3 tRNA genes are annotated in these 243 nt (G+C 57.2%); all 3 read right to left on the reverse strand.

Annotated features, from left to right (window positions below):
• Positions 1-2 precede the first annotated feature (2 nt).
• The 3 genes from LJC66_RS27625 to LJC66_RS27635 all read right to left on the reverse strand — a co-directional run bounded on the left by LJC66_RS27625 (position 3) and on the right by LJC66_RS27635 (position 241).
• Positions 3-78: transfer RNA gene (locus LJC66_RS27625), tRNA-Ala, on the reverse strand.
• Between the two features lie 5 nt (positions 79-83).
• Positions 84-160: transfer RNA gene (locus LJC66_RS27630), tRNA-Pro, on the reverse strand.
• Positions 161-164: 4 nt separating this feature from the next.
• Positions 165-241 (reverse strand) — tRNA-Arg (locus LJC66_RS27635).
• Positions 242-243 lie beyond the last annotated feature (2 nt).

Here is a 243-nt window from a genome sequence, read left to right on the forward strand (position 1 = left end):
ATTGGTGGAGCCTAGCGGGATCGAACCGCTGACCTCCTGCGTGCAAGGCAGGCGCTCTCCCAGCTGAGCTAAGGCCCCATAAATGGTCGGGAAGACAGGATTCGAACCTGCGACCCCTTGGTCCCAAACCAAGTGCTCTACCAAGCTGAGCTACTTCCCGTTTATGGCGCGCCCGAGAGGAGTCGAACCCCTAACCTTTTGATCCGTAGTCAAACGCTCTATCCAATTGAGCTACGGGCGCTT

Origin of the sequence: Priestia sp. TSO9 (assembly GCF_021029645.1) — a bacterium.
In the GTDB taxonomy this organism is placed as follows: domain Bacteria; phylum Bacillota; class Bacilli; order Bacillales; family Bacillaceae_H; genus Priestia; species Priestia megaterium_E.